This window comes from Methylotenera sp. (genome assembly GCF_029945535.1).
Taxonomy (GTDB): domain Bacteria; phylum Pseudomonadota; class Gammaproteobacteria; order Burkholderiales; family Methylophilaceae; genus Methylotenera.
The window spans coordinates 458,181-483,323 of sequence record NZ_JAQSCU010000018.1 but is presented as its reverse complement, the minus strand read 5'-3'; the positions used below and the strand labels follow the sequence as shown (position 1 = coordinate 483,323).

20 protein-coding genes are annotated in these 25,143 nt (G+C 43.0%); 17 read left to right on the top strand and 3 right to left on the bottom strand.

The window, feature by feature from the left end:
* The first annotated feature begins 299 nt into the window (after positions 1 to 299).
* From PSU72_RS14010 to PSU72_RS13950, 13 genes are all read left to right on the top strand, one after another.
* The gene (locus tag PSU72_RS14010) at positions 300 to 1,313 is read left to right on the top strand and encodes a GGDEF domain-containing protein (RefSeq protein WP_300433294.1); all 1,014 of its coding nucleotides are present in this window, start codon (positions 300 to 302) and stop codon (positions 1,311 to 1,313) included.
* 218 nt (positions 1,314 to 1,531) lie between these two features.
* On the top strand, positions 1,532 to 2,962 hold the full coding sequence (locus PSU72_RS14005) for a sigma-54 dependent transcriptional regulator (protein WP_300433292.1): 1,431 nt from the start codon (positions 1,532 to 1,534) through the stop codon (positions 2,960 to 2,962).
* Between the two features lie 20 nt (positions 2,963 to 2,982).
* Positions 2,983 to 4,548 carry an AAA family ATPase gene (locus tag PSU72_RS14000; protein ID WP_300433290.1) on the top strand — a complete coding sequence of 522 codons (1,566 nt, stop codon included), beginning with the start codon at positions 2,983 to 2,985 and terminating at the stop codon, positions 4,546 to 4,548.
* 155 nt (positions 4,549 to 4,703) lie between these two features.
* Entirely contained in the window at positions 4,704 to 6,521 is a 1,818-nt protein-coding gene (mshL, locus tag PSU72_RS13995; protein ID WP_300433288.1) for a pilus (MSHA type) biogenesis protein MshL, read from the top strand.
* A gap of 8 nt (positions 6,522 to 6,529) precedes the next feature.
* Positions 6,530 to 8,065, top strand: coding sequence for a hypothetical protein (locus tag PSU72_RS13990; RefSeq protein ID WP_300433286.1), 1,536 nt, complete (start codon positions 6,530 to 6,532; stop codon positions 8,063 to 8,065).
* A gap of 54 nt (positions 8,066 to 8,119) precedes the next feature.
* A complete protein-coding gene (locus PSU72_RS13985) occupies positions 8,120 to 9,826 on the top strand; it encodes a GspE/PulE family protein (RefSeq protein WP_300433284.1) in 1,707 nt (568 codons plus the stop codon).
* A gap of 5 nt (positions 9,827 to 9,831) precedes the next feature.
* Positions 9,832 to 11,037 carry a type II secretion system F family protein gene (locus PSU72_RS13980; RefSeq protein WP_300433282.1) on the top strand — a complete coding sequence of 402 codons (1,206 nt, stop codon included), beginning with the start codon at positions 9,832 to 9,834 and terminating at the stop codon, positions 11,035 to 11,037.
* A 3-nt stretch (positions 11,038 to 11,040) separates the two neighbouring features.
* The gene (locus tag PSU72_RS13975) at positions 11,041 to 12,672 is read left to right on the top strand and encodes a hypothetical protein (RefSeq protein WP_300433281.1); all 1,632 of its coding nucleotides are present in this window, start codon (positions 11,041 to 11,043) and stop codon (positions 12,670 to 12,672) included.
* Positions 12,669 to 13,295: a hypothetical protein gene (locus PSU72_RS13970; protein ID WP_300433279.1), complete on the top strand. Its 627-nt coding sequence runs from the start codon at positions 12,669 to 12,671 to the stop codon at positions 13,293 to 13,295. The genes PSU72_RS13975 and PSU72_RS13970 overlap by 4 nt, the downstream gene beginning before the upstream one ends.
* Positions 13,295 to 13,897, top strand: coding sequence for a hypothetical protein (locus tag PSU72_RS13965; protein ID WP_300433277.1), 603 nt, complete (start codon positions 13,295 to 13,297; stop codon positions 13,895 to 13,897). Before PSU72_RS13970 ends, PSU72_RS13965 begins: the two co-directional genes overlap by 1 nt.
* A gap of 12 nt (positions 13,898 to 13,909) precedes the next feature.
* Positions 13,910 to 15,772 (top strand): hypothetical protein, encoded by a 1,863-nt coding sequence (locus tag PSU72_RS13960; RefSeq protein WP_300433276.1) that lies wholly within the window; start codon positions 13,910 to 13,912, stop codon positions 15,770 to 15,772.
* Entirely contained in the window at positions 15,769 to 16,542 is a 774-nt protein-coding gene (locus PSU72_RS13955; RefSeq protein ID WP_300433274.1) for a type II secretion system protein, read from the top strand. The genes PSU72_RS13960 and PSU72_RS13955 overlap by 4 nt, the downstream gene beginning before the upstream one ends.
* A 5-nt stretch (positions 16,543 to 16,547) precedes the next feature.
* Positions 16,548 to 17,294: a molybdopterin-synthase adenylyltransferase MoeB gene (locus tag PSU72_RS13950; protein ID WP_300433272.1), complete on the top strand. Its 747-nt coding sequence runs from the start codon at positions 16,548 to 16,550 to the stop codon at positions 17,292 to 17,294.
* Positions 17,295 to 17,320: 26 nt separating this feature from the next.
* Here PSU72_RS13950 and PSU72_RS13945 read toward each other — a convergent pair whose 3' ends face one another.
* From PSU72_RS13945 to PSU72_RS13935, 3 genes are all read right to left on the bottom strand, one after another.
* Complete coding sequence (locus tag PSU72_RS13945; RefSeq protein ID WP_300433270.1) at positions 17,321 to 17,695, bottom strand: endonuclease domain-containing protein; 375 nt, start codon at positions 17,693 to 17,695, stop codon at positions 17,321 to 17,323.
* A gap of 147 nt (positions 17,696 to 17,842) precedes the next feature.
* The gene (locus PSU72_RS13940) at positions 17,843 to 18,685 is read right to left on the bottom strand and encodes an SPFH domain-containing protein (protein ID WP_013146858.1); all 843 of its coding nucleotides are present in this window, start codon (positions 18,683 to 18,685) and stop codon (positions 17,843 to 17,845) included.
* Between the two features lie 53 nt (positions 18,686 to 18,738).
* Complete coding sequence (locus PSU72_RS13935) at positions 18,739 to 19,179, bottom strand: NfeD family protein (RefSeq protein WP_300433267.1); 441 nt, start codon at positions 19,177 to 19,179, stop codon at positions 18,739 to 18,741.
* A gap of 64 nt (positions 19,180 to 19,243) precedes the next feature.
* Here PSU72_RS13935 and PSU72_RS13930 point away from each other — a divergent pair, with 64 nt between their 5' ends.
* The 4 genes from PSU72_RS13930 (at position 19,244) to PSU72_RS13915 (ending at position 25,085) form a co-directional block, all read left to right on the top strand.
* On the top strand, positions 19,244 to 20,485 hold the full coding sequence (locus tag PSU72_RS13930) for an FAD-binding domain-containing protein (protein WP_300433265.1): 1,242 nt from the start codon (positions 19,244 to 19,246) through the stop codon (positions 20,483 to 20,485).
* Positions 20,486 to 20,524: 39 nt separating this feature from the next.
* Positions 20,525 to 21,085 (top strand): LemA family protein, encoded by a 561-nt coding sequence (locus PSU72_RS13925; RefSeq protein WP_300433263.1) that lies wholly within the window; start codon positions 20,525 to 20,527, stop codon positions 21,083 to 21,085.
* Positions 21,086 to 21,096: 11 nt separating this feature from the next.
* On the top strand, positions 21,097 to 22,008 hold the full coding sequence (locus PSU72_RS13920) for a hypothetical protein (protein WP_300433261.1): 912 nt from the start codon (positions 21,097 to 21,099) through the stop codon (positions 22,006 to 22,008).
* Between the two features lie 104 nt (positions 22,009 to 22,112).
* Positions 22,113 to 25,085 (top strand): valine--tRNA ligase, encoded by a 2,973-nt coding sequence (locus PSU72_RS13915; RefSeq protein WP_300433259.1) that lies wholly within the window; start codon positions 22,113 to 22,115, stop codon positions 25,083 to 25,085.
* The last annotated feature ends 58 nt before the right edge of the window (positions 25,086 to 25,143 follow it).

The following is a 25,143-nucleotide window of genomic DNA, read 5'->3' as shown; positions in this document are numbered from 1 at the left end:
GAGTCCAGGATTGTGATTCCTGTTGTCGTGGGTTCGAGCCCCATCAGCCACCCCAATTTCCCCGCGTTATTAATCTCTTTTTACCAGTTGTAACAATTTTTCCCCATGTGGTTTAAATCTAATAACTGCGCGCTATTTGGCCAAGGTATTCGGATTAAAGTGCAGAATTAAGCGGTGTTTTTGCGCGTCTTTACTTAATGGCATAGTCAAACTTACTGTAGTATTCAAATTTCATTAAATAACTAAGAGTTCAATTTAGATATTCTGAGGGACGAATCTAAATGAATTAACTGCGAATTTTGAATACAGTCAGCACGCATTCGGTTTTAAATAAGCTTATCGCGCTCACAAATGAGCGCGATGTTTTGACGCTGGAGCAATCTTTAGCCGAGGCTTTGTTTGAATTGGTGGATGCGTCTGATGACGATAAAGCTAAGTCCGTTGTTATTTATCACCCTGACGATACTAGAAAGCAGCTTCTTTCAGCCATTATTATTGGCAAAAGTGCAGAGCAATGTAATTTTTCATTACCATTTAAGCAGTTGCTGATTGATTGCTTTAAATCGGGTAGATATTGCACGTATGAGCAAGACGATCAATCTCCAGTCAGGCTCTATCCAGTTAAGAATGCAAAAGATCATACGGTTGCGATTATTGCGATAGAGGCAATGGTTTGTGACTCCCAATTGCATGATGTCATCACTTTGTTATTAAAGATATATCAAAATTTCACGGGACTTATTAATGATAATGAGCGCGATACTTTAACTGGTTTGCTTAATCGTAAAACTTTTGATTACAAAATCAATAAGATTTTGGTACAGATGCAAGAAGCCGCTAAGCTTAAAAGTGATAAAGCTAATCAGGTGCACTTTTTGGCGATTTTTGATATCGATCATTTTAAGAGGGTGAACGATGAGTTTGGCCATTTGATTGGCGATGAGGTGTTGCTTTTATTTTCTCAGTTAATGACACAAACTTTTAGAAGTAGTGACCCGATTTTTCGTTTTGGAGGTGAGGAGTTCGTAGGCGTATTTGAATGCTCGAGCCATGATGATATTCCCAATATCCTTAATCGATTTAGAGAAAAAGTAGGTCATTTTGATTTTCCTCAGGTTGGGAAAGTGACTGTGAGTGCAGGTTATACAGAGATTTTTGCATACGACCTTCCAAGTCAGTTAATTGACCACTCGGATTTAGCACTTTACTTTGCGAAAAATAATGGGCGAAACAGAATCTGTTTTTATGAGCAGCTGATAGCCGATGGGTCTTTACAAGAAAATAAAAAAGAAGGCGATATAGAGCTTTTTTAGTTTAGGCTTTAAGGGTTAATGATTTAATTCAGATGTTTGATTTTAAGTTTGCTCGTATGCACTTCGTTTAAGGTAGTTTATTCCTAATGTCTTAAGATCTAGCGCCATCAACTAGAATGTTAAAATTCATGTGGCAAAATAATTGATACATATGGCCTTTCAGGCTATAGTGGTATTGATTGTTGAAGTTGTTAAATTTTATGTAAAGGTCTAAATTGATGGCGGCACTTCGTCCAGTGTTAATGGTTATTGATGATGATCCTTTAATTACGGATACACTGCACTTTGTGTTGAGTAAGCACTTTGAAGTATGTGTCGCAGAATCGTATGCACAGCTAAAAAGTTTACTTCAACAGCAAGATAGTATGCCAGCTTTGGCATTGGTGGATTTAGGTTTGCCTCCATCACCACACACACCTGAAGAAGGCTTCAAGGTCATTAGCGCACTGCTTGCGCATTCCCCTACTATTAAAATTCATGTACTTTCTGGTCAAAGTGACGATGCTAACGTTAAGCGGGCATTGACTTTAGGCGCGGTAGATTTTATTGCTAAACCTTGCGATGTTGAAAAGCTCAAAGACATGTTGTTGCAATCGCTTAAGGTGCAAGATGTTGAGCTGAATGAAGTTAAGGCTGAGCTAGAGTTCGATGGTTTATTGGGTGATAGTCTGCCTATGCAAGCATTGCGCATGCAAATTACGCAATTTGCTGACTCGCCTTTCCCGGTATTGATAGAAGGTGAATCTGGTAGCGGCAAAGAGCTAGTTGCAGGTAGTTTTCATCATGCAAGTAAGCGAGTGCTGCATCCCTATTTGTCTGTCAATTGTGCTGCAATTTCACCGTTATTGGCTGAATCTATACTATTTGGGCATACCAAAGGCGCGTTTACTGGTGCTATCGCTGCGCATGCGGGCTATTTTGAAGATGCGAGTGAAGGTACGCTTTTCTTAGATGAAATCGGCGAATTACCTTTAGAGTTACAGGCTAAACTGCTGCGTGTGCTTGAAAATGGCGAGTATCAACGTATTGGCGAAACGCAAACGCGTAAAAGTCAGGCACGTATTGTTGCCGCAACTAACCGTGACCTACGTGCCGAAGTGCGTGCTGGTAAATTCAGATCTGACTTATATCATCGCTTGAGTGTATTTGCCGTGCATGTGCCGCCTGTCAGAGATTTGGGTGATGATAAGCATTTGCTGCGTGAGCATTTCACTCAATTTTATGCACAACAGATAGGTCAGGTGCCATTTGTGTTGGATGAAGCTGCGCAAGCACGCTGGCTGGATTATAAATTCCCAGGAAATGTGCGCGAACTTAGAAACATCGTTATTCGCTTAATCGCGAAATACTCTGGTAAAACGCTTAATGCGACGCAATTGGTTGCAGAGTTTGATCTATCTGAGCCAGAGTCAGCGTCAGGTTCAGAACCATTAAATATTAACGATGCCGCTGGCATGACCGCACAGGCGCAACGTCATTTGCAGCGTCAAGCCAATGTGAGTTTAGACTCGGTACTTAAAAGCTGGGAGCGCGCTTATATTGAAGCTGCAATGCAAATGACGCATGGCAATTTAAGCCAAGCGGCGAAGTTGCTCAATGTGAATCGTACAACGCTATATAGCCGTATGAGTACTACTGACGAAAACTAGAACAGACCAACGGAAACAATTTGTATTACCCACACTTTGGCTTAAAAGAGCCGCCATTCAAAATCACCCCGAATACGGACTTTTTCTTCTCGGGCGGCAATCGTGGCGCAGTGTTAGATGCACTGGTTTATGCCATTACCAATGGCGAAGGCATCATCAAGGTAGTCGGCGAAGTCGGCAGTGGCAAAACGATGCTTTGTCGCATGTTGCAAACCATACTTCCAGAGAAAATTGAGAGCATTTATTTAGCTAACCCCAGCGTAGCGCCAGAAGACGTATTGCATGCGATTGCTTTTGAGCTGCAACTCAAAGTGCCTAAAAATGCAGATCGCTTAAAAGTCATGCAGCTATTGCAAGCGCATTTGCTCAATCGCCATGCCGAAGGTCGGCAAGTGGTGATTTTTGTCGAAGAAGCGCAATGTATGCCACTGGCAACGCTAGAGGAAATTCGACTGCTATCTAACTTAGAAACCAAGCAAGATAAGCTGTTGCAAATAGTACTATTTGGCCAGCCAGAGCTTGATGTCAATTTGAGTGAGGCGCATATTCGCCAGTTGCGCGAACGTATCACGCATAGCTTTCATTTAGAGCCTTTAGGTACTAAAGATATAGGCGAGTACCTGATTCTGCGCCTACGTGCAGCTGGGTATCATGGACCGCATCTATTTTCTGCTGCGGCGATTAAAAAACTCTCAGCTGCCGCCGAGGGTTTGGCTCGGCGTGTGAATATCTTGGCAGATAAATCACTATTAGCCGCTTATGCGGACAATGTTTATCAGGTCACACCAAAGCATGTGAAAGCGGCCATTCAAGACAGCGAGTTTGGCCGTAAAACAACCAATTACAAACAATACTTTATAGGTGCGAGTTTATTGATCGGCTTTTTGGCAATCGCGATCGGCTATGCATGGTGGCAGTATCAACACCAGCCAAAAGCTGCAGCCGTCAATAATGTAGTGGTTGCAGCTCAGCCCAAAAAAGCAAAAATTGAAGCGCCCGTTGCTGCTGTTAATCCGCCTGCAGAGACAAATGTAAAAGCACCGAACCCAAATATTGCTGTAGTCGAGACGGCAGCCACAGTGCCAGTGGCAACTCCAGTTGTTACAGCAAACATTGTTCAGTCAATCGGTAATGTTCAAACAGCCGTTGCGCCAGTTCTACCAGCCGCTGCATCTGTTGCGTCAACACCCATACCAGCTGCACCCACAAGTGTGGCTGAAATTAAAACCTTAGTAGACAAGCGTTTAGAGGTCACTAGAAGTCATTTGTTAAGCGCCTCGCCTAGTACGATTACATTGCAAATTAAGTCGCTACCAACAGATGCAAAGCTAAACGGTGAGCAAAAGAAAGATGATCAATTAAAAGCGGAGCTGGATAGAATTAGCCAGCAATTAGAGATAGATAATATTTATTTATATCGAAAAATCCAAAATGGTGAAACATATACTGTGATTTTGTATGGTGAATTTGCCGATCGCAGCGAAGCGCTGGCCGCACTTAAAAATCTGCCAACACCAATAAAAAATAACAAACCTTACCTACGTACTTTTGCAGGTATTAATAAGGATATTGATCAAAAGCAATAAATACAGCACGTAACTTATTGTAAACATTTAATATTCTGTTCATATTTCTTGCTTTTTTTGAGTTATTATGCAAAATATACAAAAGAATGTAATTTAAGCAATAAGCTGGGGGTGGGACTGTGCTAAACAACAAACAAATATTAGGGCATTTATGCATGATGCTTGTTTTAGGCATGTCTGCATGCGCGCACCAATCTAAAATCACACCCTCAAATGGTCATATAGACGGGCAAAATACCGCTAAGCATCAATCTGACGCGCAAGCAGACTCAAATAATCCCGCCAACGGCAAACCAGTAACAGCCAATATCCCTAAACCAGTTACTAATAATACCTATCTACCCCCACCAAAACCAAAGGCTAAAGCACAGCTTTACAGCATCGTTGTTTACGACACGCCTGTTAAAGAAGTGCTATTCGCTATTGCGCGTGATAGCAAACTTAATATTGATATTCACCCTTCAATTCAAGGTCGAGTTACTTTAAACGCGGTGGATCAAACCTTACCAGCTATTCTTGAGCGTTTATCTAAGCAGGTGGATTTGACGTATAAAATTCAAGGTGATGTGTTAACGATTACGCCAGACCAACCTGTATTGCGTGTTTACAAGGTTGATTACGTAAATATGTCACGTGATACGATAGGTTTTATTGGAGCTGATGGCCAAATTTCTAGTACATCACAAAGCTCGGGTGCTAGTGGGGCAGCAAGTAGCAGTGCGGGAAATGGTGCAAATAACAGTTCACGCACATCAGTGGCTAGCGAATCTAAGAGCCATTTTTGGGATACGCTAGAAAAAAATCTAAAAGACATCTTAGCTGAAACAGATAAGGAAATTCTTATTACGCGGATTGGTAATACGAATAAGGCCAATGAGAAAACAAAGACTGGATCTTCCGCCAAAAGCCCTGACGCGGATGCAGTAAATACTGCCGAAGCAAAACGTGAAAAAGAAGAAGATAGAAATGAATATAAGACACTATTTGCAGGTACCGTGATAGTGAACCGCGAAGCTGGCATTATTAATGTTCGCGCAACAAATAAGCAGCACGAGAAAATTCAAGAATTTATTGACAAGGTAATGGGAAGTGCAAGAAAGCAGGTGCTTATTGAAGCAACTATTGTAGAAGTTACTTTAAGTGATGGTTATAAAGCGGGTATTGATTGGAGTCGCCTTGGTAAAGTGGGTAGTGCCGGCTTCGTATTTTCACAAGTGTTAGGGCCACAAGTTGGTACCATTGTGAGCGCAGCTAACATCACTCGGGAGTCAGATAGTGCAGGCATTGTTGCTGGTTATGTTAATGGTAACCGTGGAATTCTAAGTTCTGTTCAATTATTAGAACAATTTGGAAATACTAAGGTTTTGTCTAGTCCTAAATTGATGGTTTTAAACAATCAAACTGCAGTACTTAAGGTTGTTGATAATCTAGTTTACTTTACTGTTCAAGCCCAACAGACAACAGGTAGCACAACTAGCCAGCCCTTTACTACCGTGACCACGACCCCTAATACAGTTCCAGTGGGTGTTGTGATGAGTGTTACACCTCAAATTAACGATACGGGGAATGTGAATATAAATGTGAGGCCCACAATCACAAGTCTTATCAGATATGTGCCAGATCCCAATCCAGAAATTAAAGGTAATCAAGGAATTCCTGAAATAAGAACTCGCGAAATGGAGTCTTTACTTCAAATTAGCAGTGGTAATATCGCGGTGCTTGGCGGGCTAATGCAAGATGAAATCAAAAACAACACAGACTCAGTCCCTGGCTTGAGTAGAGTGCCAGGTGTAGGTAAGGTTTTTCAAGGTAAAAACGATTCTAATCTAAAAACTGAATTGGTTATTTTTTTACGTCCTACGGTAATCCCAAATGCAAGTCTAGAGAGTGATGAGCTGGCTCACTACAAACAGTATTTGCCGACTCAAGCGCTTGAGAGAGCTTCAGAAGCTGAAGCCGAAAATGAAAGGTAAACTTTTATATGAGTTTACTCATTAAAGCATTAGATCATTTAGAAAAAAATAAGCAGGCGGATAAAGACAAAAAGCAAACGGGTGCGTACGTGGCTGATGAGGCTTTATCGCTTGAGCTGGTGCCTATCGATTCTAAAGCACAGGAAGCTGAGCTTGCTGAGCAAGCTCCAGTAGCTGAAGCCGTAGAAGCAAGTGTAAAAACAGTGAATGTGCCGCTAGACCACAACCTTACCTTAGAGGAGGAGGCGGGGTTAACTGGCGCGTCCTATGGGGCTAATCAATATGCTAAGCCTAAATCTGCGGCTAAAACCTCAAATAAATCAGTAGCAGAAATAATACCATTACAAAGCTCTACACCAGAGACTTTGCAGCCTGCGCGTGTTAAAAGTAAGGCAACCGTTGCTAGTTCAACACCTGCTTTGCAAATGGTCAATGATGAGTTGAACCAAAAGGCAGCCGCTAAGGTATTTGTTGCGAATAAAGAAGTCAAAGCACCTAGCTCAAAATTTGCGTTAATTAGCTTGGGTGTGGTGGGAGCCTTGTTGGTTCTGTTGGGTTTGCAGGGCTATGACTATATTAAACGCCTGACCACACCTGATGTTGTGGTGCTGAAGCCTAGCTCGCCGCCACCACAGGTCGCAGTAGCAGCGTCACTGCCATCAACCAGCACTCTAACGTCAACTGAAGTCACAATGCCTGTTCCAGAGGTTCCAGCACAAGAGAGCCAAGCTGTAAATCAAGCGAGTGATACCTATCATGTTGATAATAAAGCCAATACCGCAGCGTTTAGAAATAAAGCATTAGAAAAGCATGATGCTGTTGAAGATGCCATTGAAGCCGAGCCGAGAAAGCCTTCAATTAAGAAATCTAATAAAAATAATGAAGTGATCTATGACGCTGCAGATACAGGCTATGCAGAGCCAATCGGTAATAAGAAACAAAATCCACTCACACTGATTAGCAAGGTGCAGTCGCAGGGCGTAGACCCAATGCTACTTGCAGCGTACCAAGCTTTCATGCGTGGTGAGGACGCAAATGCACAGCAGCAGTATAGACAAGTGTTGCAACGCGATGTTCGTAATGTGGATGCTTTGCTTGGTATGGCGGCGATTGCGCAACGACAAGGACGTGATGCGGATGCGCAAGGTTGGTATCAAAAAGTGTTAGAAATAGAGCCTAGAAACAGCATTGCGCAAACTGCTATTGTTAGCCCGCAAGCAAATACGGACGCAGTTGGCGCAGAAAGCCGTATTAAAAGTATGATTGCGCAACAGCCTGAAGGCGCAAACTTGCATGCAGCTTTAGGTAATTTATACGCCGAGCAAAGCCAGTGGCCTTCCGCACAAGAGGCCTATTTTAACGCGAGTCGATTAGCGCCCAATAATGCCGATTATGCATTCAATATGGCGATTAGTTTAGACCAAATGGGTAAGCCTAGTCTGGCTTTAAAACAGTACCAACGCGCTTTGGATTTACTGAATAAATCAGGTGGCAATAGCCCAGATAGAGCGCAGTTAGAGGCGAGAATTCGCGAGCTTCAATAATGAATATTCATACAAACATGGCATTCTTAGAATACAAGGCATCAGGTTTAAACAATGGTTGAGCAAAGACGTAAACCTCGCTTAGGTGAGCTAATGGTTCAGCAGGGCTTAATCAGTCCTGATCAGCTGCGCATCGCGCTTACTGAGCAAGAGCATAGTGATTTGCCATTAGGTCGGCAGTTGGTGCTATTGGGTTTTGTCACAGAGATCATGGTGCGCGATGTAGTCGCAGACACTATTGGTTTCGAGAGTATCGATTTGTCTACCATAGTGGCGGATGTAGACGCACTGAACTTAGTGCCACAAGACTTTTCTCGCCGCTATCATTTACTGCCAGTGGCTTATGAGGCTGCCACTAAAACCTTGGTCGTGGCTATGGCCGACATGTTCAACGTGGTGGCGTTGGATCAGCTCCGTGCCATGCTTGGCGGCCGCATTCAAATTCGCCCATTACTCGCAGCTGAAGCACAGCTAGAGGAATATATCGACCATTTTTATGGTTATGAATTATCTGTTGATGGCATTTTGCATGAAATTGAAACAGGCGAGATTGATTACAACAGCTTAAGTGCAGGTGGCGATGAATACACGCAACCCGTAGTACGCTTAGTTGGCGCGTTATTGATGGATGCAGTTAAGCGCGGTGCCTCAGATATTCACTTTGAACCTGAATATGCATTTTTGCGCATACGTTACAGAATTGACGGCGTGCTTCACCAAGTGCGTAGTTTGCATAAAAGCTATTGGGGTGGCGTAGTAGTTAGGCTAAAAGTGCTCAGTGGACTAGATATTGCAGAGACACGTGCGCCGCAAGATGGTCGTTTGAGCATGAATTTATGCGGTCGCCCGATTGATTTTCGGGTGTCTAGTCACCCTACCATCAACGGTGAAAATATCGTACTGCGTGTGCTGGATAGAGAAAAATCTATCATTCCTATGGAGCGCATGGGCTTGCGGCCAAGTACGCTAGAAGAGTTACGCCTTATGATGACACGCCCAGAAGGCATTGTGATTGTGACAGGGCCTACAGGTAGCGGTAAAACGACTACGCTTTACTCACTGCTGTCATATCGCAATACTGAAGCTGTGAATATCATGACTTTGGAAGACCCCGTTGAATATCCTGTTTCTATGATGCGCCAAACCTCGGTGGCTGAAGTCAATAAAGTCGACTTTGCTAATGGTATTCGCTCAATTATGCGCCAAGATCCAGACATTATTCTGGTCGGTGAGGTGCGCGATGAAGATACCGCTACCATGGCTTTTCGTGCGGCAATGACTGGTCACCAAGTGTTTACCACCTTGCATACTAATTCTGCATTAGGCGTTTTCCCACGGCTTTCAGACATTGGCATTTTGCCTGACATCATGGCCGGCAATATTATCGGCGTGGTGGCGCAGCGTTTGGTTCGGGTGCTTTGCCCGCACTGCAAAGAGCCGCATGAGCTGGATGATCTACAGCGCAAAATTATGCGATTAAAACCAAGCGACAAACCAAAGATATTCAAACCAAAAGGCTGCAAGCAATGCAATCAAACGGGCTATCGTGGACGTATGGCGATTATTGAATTATTACGTATCGATAGCGATATGGATTCGTTGATTTCACGCCGTGCGCATTTGGATGAGCTGCAAAAAATGGCGATGGATAAGGGTTTTGTCACTTTGGCAGAAGATGGCGTGCGCCGCATTATAGAAGGCTACACCAGCTTGGCTGAAGTCATGCGCGTGATTGATTTAACCAACCGCTTAAACTCATAAGTCTAATGCCGTCATTTAATTACAAAGCGATAGATCAACTAGGTCGTCCTGCGATGGGGCAGATCGATGCGCTCAATGAAGTAGATTTAGAAATTCGTCTTGAACGCATGGGTTTGGATTTAATCACCTATCGCGCAGTGGCAAAATCGACCAGTTTGCTAAATAGCAGCAAGGTCAGTAATCAAGATTTAGTCATGTTTTGTTTTCAAATAGAGCAATTAAGTAGCGCAGGAGTGCCGCTGCTAGAGTGCTTAACCGATTTAAGAGAAAGTAGTAATAATCCCTATTTTCAAAAGGTACTAGGCGCCATCAGTGCAGAAGTTGAAGGCGGTAAGATGCTTTCACAAGCCTTGGCTGAGTACCCAAATGTTTTTACCGAAGTGTTTGTTAGCTTGGTGAGTGCCGGTGAGCAAACCGGACAGTTGCCAGTGGTATTTAATAATTTGTTCAATACCTTGCGCTGGCAAGATGAGTTAATGTCGCAAACCAAAAAACTATTAGCTTACCCAGCTTTTGTCGCGGTTGTGGTGTTTGGCGCAGTCGCTTTTTTAATGAGTTACCTAGTGCCGCAGATGGCATCATTTTTGAAGAATATGGGGCAAGAATTGCCCATGAACACTAAGTTTTTAATTGCGCTATCAGATGCTTTTGTTAACTACTGGTGGTTAATGATTGGGCTGCCAGTGCTGGTCGTGATTACCTTGGCGAGTATTATTAAAACCAATCCAATAGCGCGTTATCGGTTTGATATGATTAAGCTGCAGCTGCCGTATACAGGGCCAATTTTAAATAAAATCATCATGGCGCGATTCGCACGCTATTTTGCTTTGATGTATCAAACAGGTATTCCAATTTTAGATGCGATTAAAATTTGTGAGAAAATCGTAGGCAACCGCGTGGTGGCAGATGCGCTCAGTCGTGTGCATGCGCAAATCAGCTCAGGTGAGTCTATGTCTGAAAGCTTTCGAAATGCAGGGTTGTTTCCGCAGCTAGTGGTGCGCATGATTAAAGTAGGTGAAAATACTGGCGCATTAGATAAATCATTACTCAACATCAGCTATTTTTATGATCGCGATGTGAATGACTCCATGGATAAGCTGCTGAAAATGATAGAGCCAGCACTCACCGTGTTTCTCGGCTTAATTCTCGGCTTTATTATGTATTCAGTACTGGGTCCAGTTTACGATTCATTCAGCAAACTAAAAATATAAATAATGAATAGCCGCCCTCATAAATTAGTTCTCTGCGCCACATCAAACAGCTTGCTTGCTGGGCTTTGGCGTGCGGGTAAATTACAAGGTAGCCAAGCGTTTAATAATGATGAAGCGGGGCATGAAGCATTTGCTGAGTTTCTAAAGCAATATATCAGCATTCCAATATATTTAATGGCAGACGCAGTAGAGGAAGATTACCGCTTAGAGAGTGTCCCGCATACTACAGGTGCAGCAAAAAAAGAGCTGGTGAATCGCAAGCTTAACCAGTTTTATCGCGGCTTAGATTATCGTACCGCGCACTTTGTGAATCGTGAGACTGACAAACGCAAAGACGATAAATATCTATTCGTTGCACTAAATAATGCTGACTTTTTGCAAGCATGGGTCAATCTCATTCGAGAGGCTGGAGTGCAATTAGTGGGTATTTACTTGTTGCCTATGCTTAGCCAAGTATTAGTCAGGCAGTTAAAGTTAATGGCACCGCATATTTTGTTATGCGAAAAGTTATCTTCAGGATTACGCCAAACCTATCTGCATAATGGCCGACTTCGTATGAGTCGGCTTGTGCCCAATGTACCAAGCGCGGCAAATCAATTAGGTTATTTTTATCTGGTAGAGACAGAAAAAACGCGACTCTATTTAATCAGCCAACGCTTTATTACCCGTGAAACACCGCTGAATTTAGTGCTAGCAAGCTTAGATGGCTCTACGCAACATATCAGTCAAGGCATTAGCCAAGAGCAGGGTATTGAATGCTCTGATATTAATTTAAGCCAATTCACAAAAACCCTTAACTTACCCGCAAAACTGATTGAGCAAATGCCAGAGCTGTTGCATATGCATTTGTTGGCTAGTGGTCATGTGGTCGATAACCTTGCCTCTGAAGCGCTGACGAAAGAGTATGACTTTAGTAAGTTAAAACAGAATATCAAGCTAGCCGCATTGGTGCTGGGGGTGTTGGGAGTTTTTGCCGCAGGTGGAATGTTGATGCAGGGTTTAAACTATCAATCTGCCCTAAAGGAAGCGACGCAAGATACCGTATTGCAACAACGCCGTTATGAAGAGGCTGCTAAAAACTTCCCAGTGACTACCATTGGCGCAGAGGACTTAAAAGCTGCGGTAGAGTTAGATAAAACTATCTCACTTTATCCAAAATCACCAAGGCGCATGATGCAAGTTGTTAGTACTGCGCTAGAACAAGTGCCAGAAGTGCAGTTAGACCGATTGCATTGGGCACTCACTAACGATATGAATAGTAAAGATGACGATAAACTCATCAGCGTGCCTACCTCTAATATGCCTACTAACGCTGCATTTACCGCAGATGCCACAAAGCTATATGAGCTTGCCTACGTGACGGCAGAAATCTCTGGGTTTACTGGAGATTACCGCAGCGCACTAAACAGCGTGAACAAGTTCGTAGAAAAGCTTAATCTTGATCAAAACGTAGCCGCAGTAGAAGTACTACAAGAGCCGGTGAACGTGAGTTCTTTTGTAAACCTGCAAGGCAGTACGACAGATGAGCAAGCCGCACAAACACAACCTGCTTTATTCAAGCTAAAAGTGATACTAAAAGTGCCTGAAGCCACTTCAAATGTAGGTATAGCTGCGGCTGGGGTGAAGGCGCCATGAAACTAGAAAAGCAAGATTGGCAAAGGCTGCAAGTCACCATTACATTGCTAGTGGTGGTGGTGATTGCTGTGGTCGCATTATTTGCATTGGCGCAAAAGTTTACTAGTGAACAAGAAAAAGCCATGCAGCAACAGCAAAATCTGCTCACCTCAGCCCGACAGCGCTATCAGTCATCAGGCATAGAAAAGCAAATAATGACCGAATATTTACCGCAATACCAAGCGCTGATTAACAAAGGCTTGGTTGGCGAAGAGCGCAGGTTAGAGTGGGTGGATGAGTTACGCAAACAGCATCAGCTGAATAAATTATTTAGTATTAAATACAGCATAGGTTTGCAAGAGCCTTACAAACCAAGCTTTGTAAGCAACCTTGGCGGATTTGTATTGAATCGATCTATTATGACGCTAGACCTTGATATGCTGCATGAGGAAGATATACTGCAATTAACAGAAGCGTTAAGTAAAAAGAATGAAGAGGTCTTTATGCTGCGCGATTGTGAAATTACCCGATTAAATGCAGGCGGCGCGCTAAGCAACCAACTCGTTGCTAACTTGCATGCAAAATGTGAGTTAGATTGGCTCACGCTACGCGAACCTGCACCCATTCAAACGACGACACCTTAATGCGCATTCACCAGCCATCGTACAAAATACTCGCAAGCTTATTGATAAGCCTGTCTGTGTTCTGGTCGCTGCACTCGTATGCTGAAACTTCGGCTGAAAACAATCAACAACTAGGTAGATTGTTTAGCAAACCCAATGAGCGCAATAACCTCAATGTGATAAGGCAAAATCAAAAACTGAAGATCACTCCCGCAGCCGATGCACAGCAATCAGCCGTGATAACAGAAGCTACACCAATTGAGCTGCCAGACCCCATTACCCTACAAGGCTATGTTAAACGTAATGATGGCGCGGCAAATACACTATGGATTAACGGCCAAGCCGTGCAAGAGAATAGCAATGTAGACCATGTGAAAATTGGCAAACTTAATCAAAAAGGATTCTCAAATAAAGGTGCAAGCACTGAAGGCGTAGATGTAAAAATACCCGCAAATGGTAAACAAATACGCCTAAAAGCCGGTCAAATGTACGAGCCTGAAAGTAATAAAGTTTACGAAATGCAAGTGGTAGAAAAAGCGAAGAGATTGAATTTAGAGCAAAGCGGTGTGATAGACGATAGCGATACATCTAACAAAAGTATTTCAGACAGCAACGCTGAGTAGTACTTAATTGCTATGGCATATCAATCCCATTCATCATCAAAATCAAGGCGGCTTTGCATAAATCAAACGTGGGTTAAGCAAAAAGGTGCTGTACTCATTTTTATTGCATTTATTTTAGGGCTAGGCGCGGCAGTTTATGTGCTAAAAACTTATAACGCAGATGCAGCAAGAGCTAGACAAGACGAAAAAACTTATAAGGCATTAAATGATGCAAAAGTTGCGCTGATTGCTTGGGCGGTGAGTCATCCAAATACACCTGGCTTAATGCCTTATCCTGATAGAAATGGCGACGGTAATTATGATGACACAAGTGATTGCTACGCGTCGAACGTAAACTTCGCTCCCAGTTTTACAATAGGGCGCCTACCGTTATTTAAGAGTGACCCTAATTGTGTAAATGCTAAAAACACAGTTACATCAGGCTTAGCGGGTGATTTCCGTGATGGCAGTGGTGAAAGGCTTTGGTACGAAGTGTCCCAAAATTTATTGCATGATTATAAAAACAATGGTGATCCTGCTGGCACATCACCAATCATTAATCCAAGCATAGTTAATACACCGACTAATGGATGGTTTGTTGTAGTGGATAGGAGTGGAAAAGTACTTTCAGATCGTGTTGCCGCCGTAATAATTGCGCCAGGGGCACCTGTGGGCGATCAAGACCGATCAAGTGGAATTGCCGATGCAAATCAATATTTAGATAAAATCGTAATGGCAAGCGGAAAAACTTATAAAAATTACACATACTATGACTCAGCAATACCCCTGCTCAAGCAGGAGTTTATTGTTGGAGATGATCTGAGATTAGTTTCTAAAGATGATCCTACTTATAAAAATCAAACTGTAGAGCCATATTACTTTAACGATAAACTTATTTACATTACGATTGATGAGCTAATTGCGGCTTTGTCTTCACGTGCCGCTGCCGAAGCAAAGGCGCAACTATTGAATTATAAGAAAGCGACAGATTTATCTACACCTCTAATTCTTAATGATGGATATTATCCCTTTGCATCAGCCTTAGTTGCAACTGAACATTATCAAGGAAATAATCAACTTGCAGGATTCTTACCTACACAGCAACCAACGCAAACAACCTTAAAGTCATGTGCTGTTTCGTATACAAGTGCTAGTTCAAGTTTCTCTACTTGTGATTCTTTTTCAATTGATAGTGTGGACTTTACTAGAACGACGGGTACTTTCACTAGTGTCACAGGTACACAGTGCACGCTCACTAATTCCAATAAGACTTGTAACTGTAATATAACTACTGGATCGAGTCGCTGTAACGGCACTGCAGGTCGAAGGTTTACATGTACGACAACTGGGTGTGCAACTGCAGGTACTTTACCTGGAAATTATGTGTTTAATGGGGTGTTTAAGTTTTCTGCAGCTCCTTCACACGTTAAAGTAAATAAGGAGTCTGGGGTTTGCACAGGATGTGGTAGCAATACTGTAACTTGTAGCTCGGCTAGTGCAGCAACCGGAAATTTTGCTTATGATGTAACGACCACCCCAGCAGTGTTTAACTCTGCTGTTACCGGTTCGACTTTGCCTGCTTGGTTTACTAGTAATGCCTGGCAAAATTATCTTTTTTATAGTGTTGCAAGTAATTGTGTTGTTGGGCAGTTATGTAATACACCAGATATTAATGTAGGGAGCCGGACGGGAGTCCAAGCGATGTTAGCGACAGTTGGCAGCCCAATTGTTAGTACACCTTTTTCTATAAAAGGTTCTGCGCAGACTCAATTAGGCTGTGATGTTAAAGAGTATTTGGATAGTACGGAAAACACAAACTTAGATACAACATTTGAATCAAATACTAAGCAAAGAAAAAGTAATTATAATGACCAAACATATGTGGTATCTCCATGAGCTATAAGCTAAATAGATATATGAACGGCTTTTCATTATTAGAAATGGCCGTAGTGTTGATTATCCTAGGCTTTGTTTTAGGTGCAATACTTGCCCCAATACAAGCTCAGCGGCAAATGCTGCATCAATCACAAACTGAAAATATTTTAGAAATAGCTAAAAAAGCACTGTTAGGTTTTGCTCAGTCTAAAGGGCGTTTGCCCTGCCCAGCAACGGCTAATGGCCTTGAAGATCCAATTGGCGGAACTACCGCTTGTACCATGCAACTTGGATATTTGCCCGCAGCAACATTAGGTATTCAGCCTACAGACGCAAACGGGTTCGCAGTTGATGCTTGGAATAATCCAATTATGTATGCAGTTGCACAAAACAGCGCTATTACCGTTCCTACGAACCCAATAACACCTGACTTTACAATTAACTCATTGACGGACGGAATGAATATTGTGGGCATTGCTAATTTAACGCCAGAGTTACGAGTATGTAAAAGCGCAACAGGAATAACTGCAGTTGCCTGTTCTGGTGGCGTTGAGAGCAACTACTTAATTAATAATGCAGTTGCTGTAATTTACTCTCTCGGTCCTACAGGCGCTCAAGCGTCAGGTGGAGCAGACGAGGGCGCGAATTCCAAAGTACCGACATCTTCAGAGTCTGTATTTGTAAGCCATGAGCCTAGTGCAGTTGCAGGAAATGAGTTCGATCATATGATGATTTGGATTTCTCCATACGTGCTTTACAACGCTATGATTGAAGCCGGCCAGTTACATTAATACTTATGAACGATAACCAACTTTTACGTTATAGCCGCCACATACTTTTACCGCAAATAAGTTATGAAGGGCAAGATAAGCTCGTGCATAGTCATGCGTTGGTAGTAGGTGCGGGTGGCTTGGGCTCGCCAGTGGCTTTGTATTTGGCTGCTAGTGGTGTTGGCACGCTCACTATTTGTGATTTTGATGTGGTGGATTTGACTAATTTGCAGCGTCAGATTATTCATACCACGCCTAGCGTGGGTATCAATAAGGCCGTTTCTGCGCAGCAAAGTATTTATGAGATTAATCCTGAGGTAGTGGTTAAAACCATACAGCAAAAATCAACTGAAGATAATTTTGCAGCCTTGGTGGCGCAAGTGGATGTGGTGATTGATTGCAGTGATAATTTTGCTACACGATATACGCTAAACAGGCTTTGCGTAAAGCTGAAGAAGCCGCTGGTTTCAGGCGCTGCGCTAGGTTTTGAGGGGCAAGTCACAGTTTACGATATGCGCTCAGAGACCAGTCCGTGCTACCACTGTTTATTCCCCGATAATGGCGAAGATACAGATTTACGTTGCGCTACTAATGGAGTTTTTGCGCCGCTAGTGGGCATGATAGGCACGATTCAAGCTGCTGAGGCTTTGAAACTATTGATGGGTATTGGTGAGAGTTTGCAAGGCCGTTTGTTGTTGCTGGATGCGCTTGCTATGGAGTGGCGAACAATCAAGCTGAGTAAAGACCCAGCTTGTATTGTGTGTGGCATTTAGATTCCCTCCCACTTTAAGGGGGAGGGCTAGGGTGGGGGTAGAATCTCTCGAACTTTAGCATTAAGTATCGATTGCAAAATCACTTCCAAAACGCCTTCTATATTCTGCAACACCTCATTATTCCAAAATCGCAATACTTCCCACCCATTATCCTTAAGCCATTCGCTGCGTAAATTATCTTCAGTTTGTATTTCAGCGTGTTGACCGCCATCAATCTCAATTGCTAATGCGGCATCAATGCACGCAAAATCTAAAATATACTTTCCCGCTGGATGTTGACGTCTAAACTTCGCACCCAACTGCTTCATTCTGAGGCGCTGCCATAAATAGCTTTCAGCATCAGTCATCTCTACACGAAGTTGACGAGAAAACTCTTTGGTATGTTGTGGCAGTCTTTGCATATTTAATAACGGTTAACTCTAGTATGAAGTAACTGTTGTAATGTTTGAGACCCTTCCCCATGAAGGGGGGTGAAGATATCAATGCTGACGTAATCGTTCTACCCCCACCCTAGCCCTCCCCCTTAAAGTGGGAGGGAATTAAAGAGACTATTTACCGCCTACTAAACTTTTAACCGCACCTACTAAATCACCTGGCATTACAATAATCTTGCTGTTTTCAGAAGCCGACATTTTTTGCAAAGCGGTAATGTAACGGTCACCCAGTAAAAACATGGCTGATGCGTTATTTTCTTTTACGGCTTCAGTAATAAACTTGATTGATTCCGCCGAGGCTTTTGCAGCCACCATTTGCGCTTCAGCGTCTTTTCTAGCGGCTTCCAAACGCGCTTCGGCATTTAAGATGAGCGATTGTTTCGCACCTTCAGCTTCAGTTACCACGGCAACACGTTCACGTTCTGCGGCGGCTTGTCTTTCCATGGCATCTTGCATGTTAGGTGAAGGTTTAATGTCTTGAATTTCAACTGATTTAACAGTCAAGCCCCAATCTTGCGCCTCGTCGGCAATCGCTTCTTTTAACTCAGCTTTAATGCGGTCACGTGAAGTTAGTGCTTGGTTTAGATCCATGCCGCCGATGATGGAACGCAAGCTGGTTTGCACCATGTTGCGCATCGCTTCTCTAAAGTTTTCAATGCCGTACACAGCGCGCTCTACGTCAGAAACACGAATAAATGCGATAGCATTGGCAAGAATCACAGCGTTGTCGCGTGTAATCACTTCTTGCTCAGGCACATCTAAAATAATGTCTTTGGTAGTGACTTTATAACTTACTTTAGTGAATATAGGGTTAATCACATGCAAGCCAGGGCTGAGCACGCCAGCAAATTTACCAAGGCGCTCTACGACCCATTCTTCACCTTGAGGAACAATGCGTACGCCCTTAATAATGGCGACAATAACTAAAAATATCAGTACAAAACTAAACGTGGTCATAGTGTTTTCCTAACACGGGGTTTGAAGATTAATCTTATTCAGATGAAGTGAAATTACTTTTTTGAGATTTTTAATGCATTTCCAACAACGGCTACTACGCTTGCATCACTGCCAGATTCAATTGTTTCATCGGCAATCGCAGTCCACTCGCGGCTGCCCATTAAGCCTTGAGCGAAGCGAATCTTACCATTTTGTTTTAGGCTGGCTGTTTCTATGACAGTACCAACTCGTCCAATTTCTTCACCTTGTGACTGACCAACACGAGTGCTGGTAGAAGTTTTTTTGTAATTGATACGCCAGATAGCTAGTGAGCTTAAAGATAAGACCGCAAAAGCGCTATATTGTATAGCCTCAGACGTGTTAGGAAATAGCCACATGATAACCGCGACACACAAGGCGGCTACGCCAAACCACAGCACATAAAAAGTGCCTGTTGCCATTTCAACTGCAAGTAGTATGATTCCTATCGCAGCCCACATCCACATTGGGTCCATGCTGATTTTCCTTGGTGAGTTTACATAAATAGTACATTAACATAAATTAGATGGAAATTATTCAATGAAACCCGCACAAAAATTGATCATTCCTCAAGACCGAAACGAGCGCTTACATTATATTAAGCGAATATTTTCGGATGCTAAAGGTGCTGATTTGCAAGCCGATTGGGCAGGTGGTCGTTTTGGCGCGCTTAAAAAACTCAATAGTATTGATGCGGTTGCTTATGATAGAAACCGTAATTTTTTAAACGGTTCAGTGACGCATTTATCACCATATTTACGGCATGGCTGCGTAACATTGAATGAAGCATATGAATTCATTAAAAGGCGATTCGATGCAAGCGCAGATAAACTCGTGTATGAACTTGCTTGGCGCGATTATTGGCGGCAGGTATGGTTTAGCGAAGGTAATGCCATTTATAGTGACATGGAGCCGCCCAAAGTGGCGATAGGCCATGCGCCATTGAGCGATGATATTCGCCAAGGTAAAACGGGTTTGCCATGTATGGATGGCTTTATCAACGAAGATTTGTTCGCCACAGGCTATGTGCATAATCATGCTCGTATGTGGCTTTCGAGCTATATTGTGCATCATAGAAAAGTGGATTGGCGGGCTGCTGCTGATTGGTTTGAAGCCCATTTGATAGATGGCGATATTGCGAGCAATCACCTTTCATGGCAATGGGTTGCGTCAACGTTTAGCTCTAAGCCTTACTTCTTTAATAAAGAAAACCTCAGTCGTTACACTGGGGGGAAATACTGCGCCAACTGTCACGTGCATTGTCCATTTGATGCCAGCTATGAAGCTTTGAACGATAAGTTGTTTAATCAAACGCTAGTGCCAATTGCAAAGCAGTATGTATTGCCGCCATTGCCTAGAAACAAGGTTTCTCACTTTCCAACCAAAGCGATATTTATTCACGATGAAATGTTGTCATCGGCACATGCTTTGCTGCAAAAACCTTTTCCTAAGATCTTTGTGTTCGACCCACACTTACACGGCACTTGGTCGCTTAATCGCTTGCAGTTTGTGGCTGATTGTTTGAGTGAAATGGAGAGCGTGGAGGTTTGGGTGGGCGATACTTATGAAATTTTGATGCAAAAAGGTATAGGGCAGCTCATTACGCAAAATACGCCAAATTTCAAAGTGAAAGAGCTATTATCACCATTTGTGCCAGACTGGCAGCCAGTAGCTAAGTTTGTCAATGTTGAAATCAGTGAAAAGCGCTTAAGACGCTTTTCTCGTTATTGGGAAAAAGTAGGGCCTTTGGTGTTAAGCGGTACTGCAAGTGATAAGCATTGATAACAATAAAATCATATTCATAAAATTAAGGGGAGCTTGATGATATTTTGGGTAATCGTAGCGGTAGTGGCGGTGTATTTTGTGATGACTTATAACAGCTTAGTCAGCATTAAAAGCAATGTAGAAAAAGCTTGGGCAAATATTGATGTGCTGCTTAAACAGCGTAATGACGAGCTGCCGAAGCTGATTGATACATGCAAAGCCTATATGACTCACGAGGCACAAACGCTAGAGAAAGTTATTCAAGCGCGCATGGGTATTGATGCAGCACGCCAAATGCATGATGTGGCAGGGTTAAGCAAGGCTGAATCAGCCCTAAGTAGTAGTTTAGGTGGATTATTCGCAGTAGCAGAGAATTATCCAGATTTAAAAGCCGACCAAACCTTTATTAATTTGCAGCAGCGCATTACTGGTTTAGAAAATCAAATAGCAGATAGACGTGAGTTTTATAATGATTCGGTCAATAATAATAACGTCAGAATTAAGCAGTTTCCAGATGTCATTGTGGCGGGATTGTTTAATTTTGAACGTGCAGAAATGTTAAAATTTTCACATGCAGAATTAGAGGATGTGGATGTAAGCGCGCGCTTTAAAAGCTAGTTAGCTTTTTTATGTTTAGAAAATTAAATGGCGCCAGCGTCAATTTTGTTACGTTGGCAGTAGTAGGCGGTGCTTTATTTGCTGCTTATAAATTGCATTTAAGCCAAACGGATAGGCAAACATGGTTTGTATTGTTATCAACTGCGCTCACTTTTAGCCTGTTTGCTGCAATCTTTAATTATTGGCGATTACTTAAAATTACAGAGGCGCCAATATCCTCAATTGCAGCAGCAGCGCAAGGCTATATTGAGCTGCAAGGCACTGCAACAACGCTAAAGCCTTTCAAAACGCCTTATCACGGCATCCCTTGTGTATGGTATCGAGCATCGGTGTATGCCAATCGCGTTGAAAATCCTTATTCGAAAAAAGTGGTTGATAGTCGGCTTTTGGAGTATTCGGAAAGCGATACTTTATTCCAACTAAAAGATGAATCTGGCACTTGTATGGTTAACCCTAATGGGGCGGAAATCATTTTTTTTGAGAAACGGACATTTGTTAAAAATGACCATCGTTATGTAGAAGAGTTTTTACCTGCAGGTAAGCGCTTGTATGTATTAGGCCAGCTAGATACGAGGCATGATCAAGTCGATAGTGAAGTCATTAACAAAGAAGTGCGCGACATTCTGACAGACTTAAAAACACGCCCGCAGCAGATGTTAAACCGTTATGACCATAACCGAAATGGCGAAATTGACATGCAAGAGTGGGAACTCGCTCGCCAAGATGCTATCAAACAAGCGCATGCTAAATACGCCATGAAAGCGCATACGGGTAGTTTTACTTTAGTTAAACCTACCGATCAACATTTGTTTTTAATTTCAGCCAAAGCCCCACATGAATTAACAGCAAGTTACCGAATGTGGGCAATTGTACATTTGCTGATATTTACGATATTGCTGTTAGCTTTTATTAAGCTTGCATGACTTTTTAGTAACTTTTACTGCAATTATTCCTACCCGCTATAACTCAATATGCGTTGGTATGGCGGGGCAGTCAATTAGCACTTGCCTATGTTAAAATGTCGGCTATGAATAATCCAACCCCCAACCAAGAATTAGCAAAATCCTTTGACCCCAAAACCATAGAAAGCAAATGGTATGAATTTTGGGAGAGCAAAGGCTATTACGCCGCTGGTTTTAACAAACCAACAGAATCTAACCCAGAAGTTAAAGATAACTTCTGTATCTTACTGCCTCCACCAAACGTCACTGGCACCTTGCACATGGGCCATGGCTTTAACCAAACTTTGATGGATGCGTTAACACGTTATCACCGTATGCGCGGGGATAACACGCTATGGCAGCCAGGCACTGACCACGCGGGTATCGCCACGCAGATAGTGGTAGAGCGTCAATTGGATGCACAAGGCATATCGCGCCATGATTTAGGCCGTGAGAAATTCCTCGAAAAAGTGTGGGAGTGGAAAGAGTACTCTGGCGGCACGATTACTAAACAAATGCGCCGGCTTGGAACTTCACCAGATTGGTCGCGCGAGCGCTTCACCATGGATGAAGGTTTGAATAAAACCGTGACTGAAACTTTCGTTCGTTTGTATAACGAAGGTCTGATTTATCGTGGCAAACGCCTGGTAAATTGGGATGTGAAGTTAGGCACAGCAGTTTCTGATTTAGAAGTGGTGCAGGAAGAAGAAGATGGGTTTATGTGGCACATCAACTATCCGCTTGCCGACGGATCAGGCAACCTAACTGTTGCAACAACACGTCCAGAAACTATGCTGGGCGACGTGGCGGTAATGGTGCATCCTGAAGATGAGCGTTACGCGCACTTGATTGGCAAAAACGTAAAACTACCGCTTTGCAACCGTGAAATTCCGATTATTGCAGATGATTATGTCGATAAAGAGTTTGGCACTGGCGTGGTAAAGGTGACACCTGCGCATGACTTTAATGACTATGCGGTATGGCAAAGACATAAGGATGAGCTAGCTAACCAACCTGGGGGTGGTACCTTTGGAGTAATCAGTTTAGATGGGTATATTATTTCAGGTGGTGATAACCCTGATTTAATTGATGCATTTAAAGATATGCCAAATGCAACATATATTCGTGGTAGCCAAGACTCTTCAGGGAATAACCTTGCTGCACACCTCCTAATACCTAAGGCGTATCGAGGTCTAGAGCGGTTTGATGCCCGCAAACAAATCGTGATCGATCTTGAAGAACAAGGTTACTTAGTTAAAACCGATAAACATAAACTTAAAGTACCAAGAGGCGACCGTACAGGCGTAATTATTGAGCCGATGCTCACAGACCAATGGTTTGTCGCTATGAGCAAACCTGCTGCCGATGGTAAATCCATCACACAAAAAGCGTTAGATGTCGTGGCGAGTGGCGAGATCAAGTTTTACCCTGAAAACTGGGTGAATACTTATAACCAATGGCTCAATAACATTCAAGACTGGTGTATTTCACGCCAATTATGGTGGGGGCATCAAATCCCTGCTTGGTATTCAGAAGATGGTAAAGTTTATGTGGCGACGAATGAAGCTGCAGCCAAAGCATTAGCCGCTAAAGATGGCTACACAGGTAATTTAGTTCGCGATAATGACGTACTCGATACTTGGTATTCATCCGCACTTTGGCCATTCTCTACGCTCGATTGGACAGGCGACGAAGCCATTGATGCGCAAAATCAAGCTTTGCAACAATACTTGCCTTCAAGCGTGTTGGTGACGGGTTTTGACATTATCTTCTTCTGGGTGGCGCGTATGGTGATGATGACGAAACACATCACTGGCAAAATCCCGTTCAAACATGTGTATGTGCATGGCTTGATTCGTGATGCTGAAGGTCAAAAAATGTCCAAGTCTAAGGGCAATGTTTTAGACCCGATTGATTTGATTGACGGCATTGGCTTAGATGACTTAATTAAAAAGCGCACCACGGGTCTGATGAACCCTAGAGACGCAGAAAAAATCGAGAAACGTACGCGTAAAGAATTTCCAGAAGGCATTGCTGCTTATGGTACCGATGCCTTGCGTTTCACCTTTGCTGCACTTGCTAGCCCTGGCCGAGATATTAAGTTTGATTTGCAGCGTTGTGACGGATATCGCAATTTCTGTAACAAGCTTTGGAATGCCACGCGTTTTGTGTTGATGAATACAGAAGGCCAAGATAACGGCTTTGATGCGGTAAGCTGTGGTGAAGGCGGACGTAAGTTTAGTCAAGCCGACCGTTGGGTTGTGAGCATTTTGCAACGCACGGAAGCCGAAGTTGAAAAAGCATTCGAAGATTACCGCTTTGATTTGGCTGCAAAAGCGATTTATGAATTTGTGTGGGATGAATACTGCGACTGGTATTTAGAGCTTGCGAAAGTGCAAATTCAAAATGGCACTGATGCTGAAAAGCGTGCAACACGCCGTACTTTATTACGCGTGCTTGAGACAATTTTACGTTTAGCGCATCCTATCATGCCATTTATCACCGAAGAGATTTGGCAAACCATTGCGCCAATGACCGAGAAACATGGTGCGAGTATCATGCTGGAAACTTATCCAAAGGCTCAGCTAGACAAGCTAGATGATGTTTCAGAAGCTTGGGTGGCACAGCTTAAGCAAATGGTAGATGCATGCCGCAGTCTGCGCGGTGAAATGAACATTTCACCAGCAGCACGTGTGCCATTAATCGCCACAGGCGACCCTGAAAAACTAGCTTTGTATGCACCGTATTTAAAAGCATTAGCCAAACTAGAAGACGTGGCGATTGTGGCTGACTTGCCAGAAGCTGATGCGCCTGTGATGTTGGTAGACGACTTTAAGCTCATGTTAAAAGTTGAAATTGACGTTGCAGTTGAAAAAGAACGATTAGGTAAAGAGATTGCAAGGCTGGAAGGCGAAATTGCCAAAGCCAACGGCAAGTTAAATAACGAGAGCTTTGTAGCACGTGCACCAGCAGCTGTAGTTGAGCAAGAAAAAGCGCGGGTAGCTGAATTTGGCGCTAATTTAGAAAAACTGCAAAGTCAGTTGGCTAAGTTAGGTTAAATGCCAGCTTTGAATGAGCAAGTAAACTAAGAAATTAAAAAGGCGCTGAAAAGCGCCT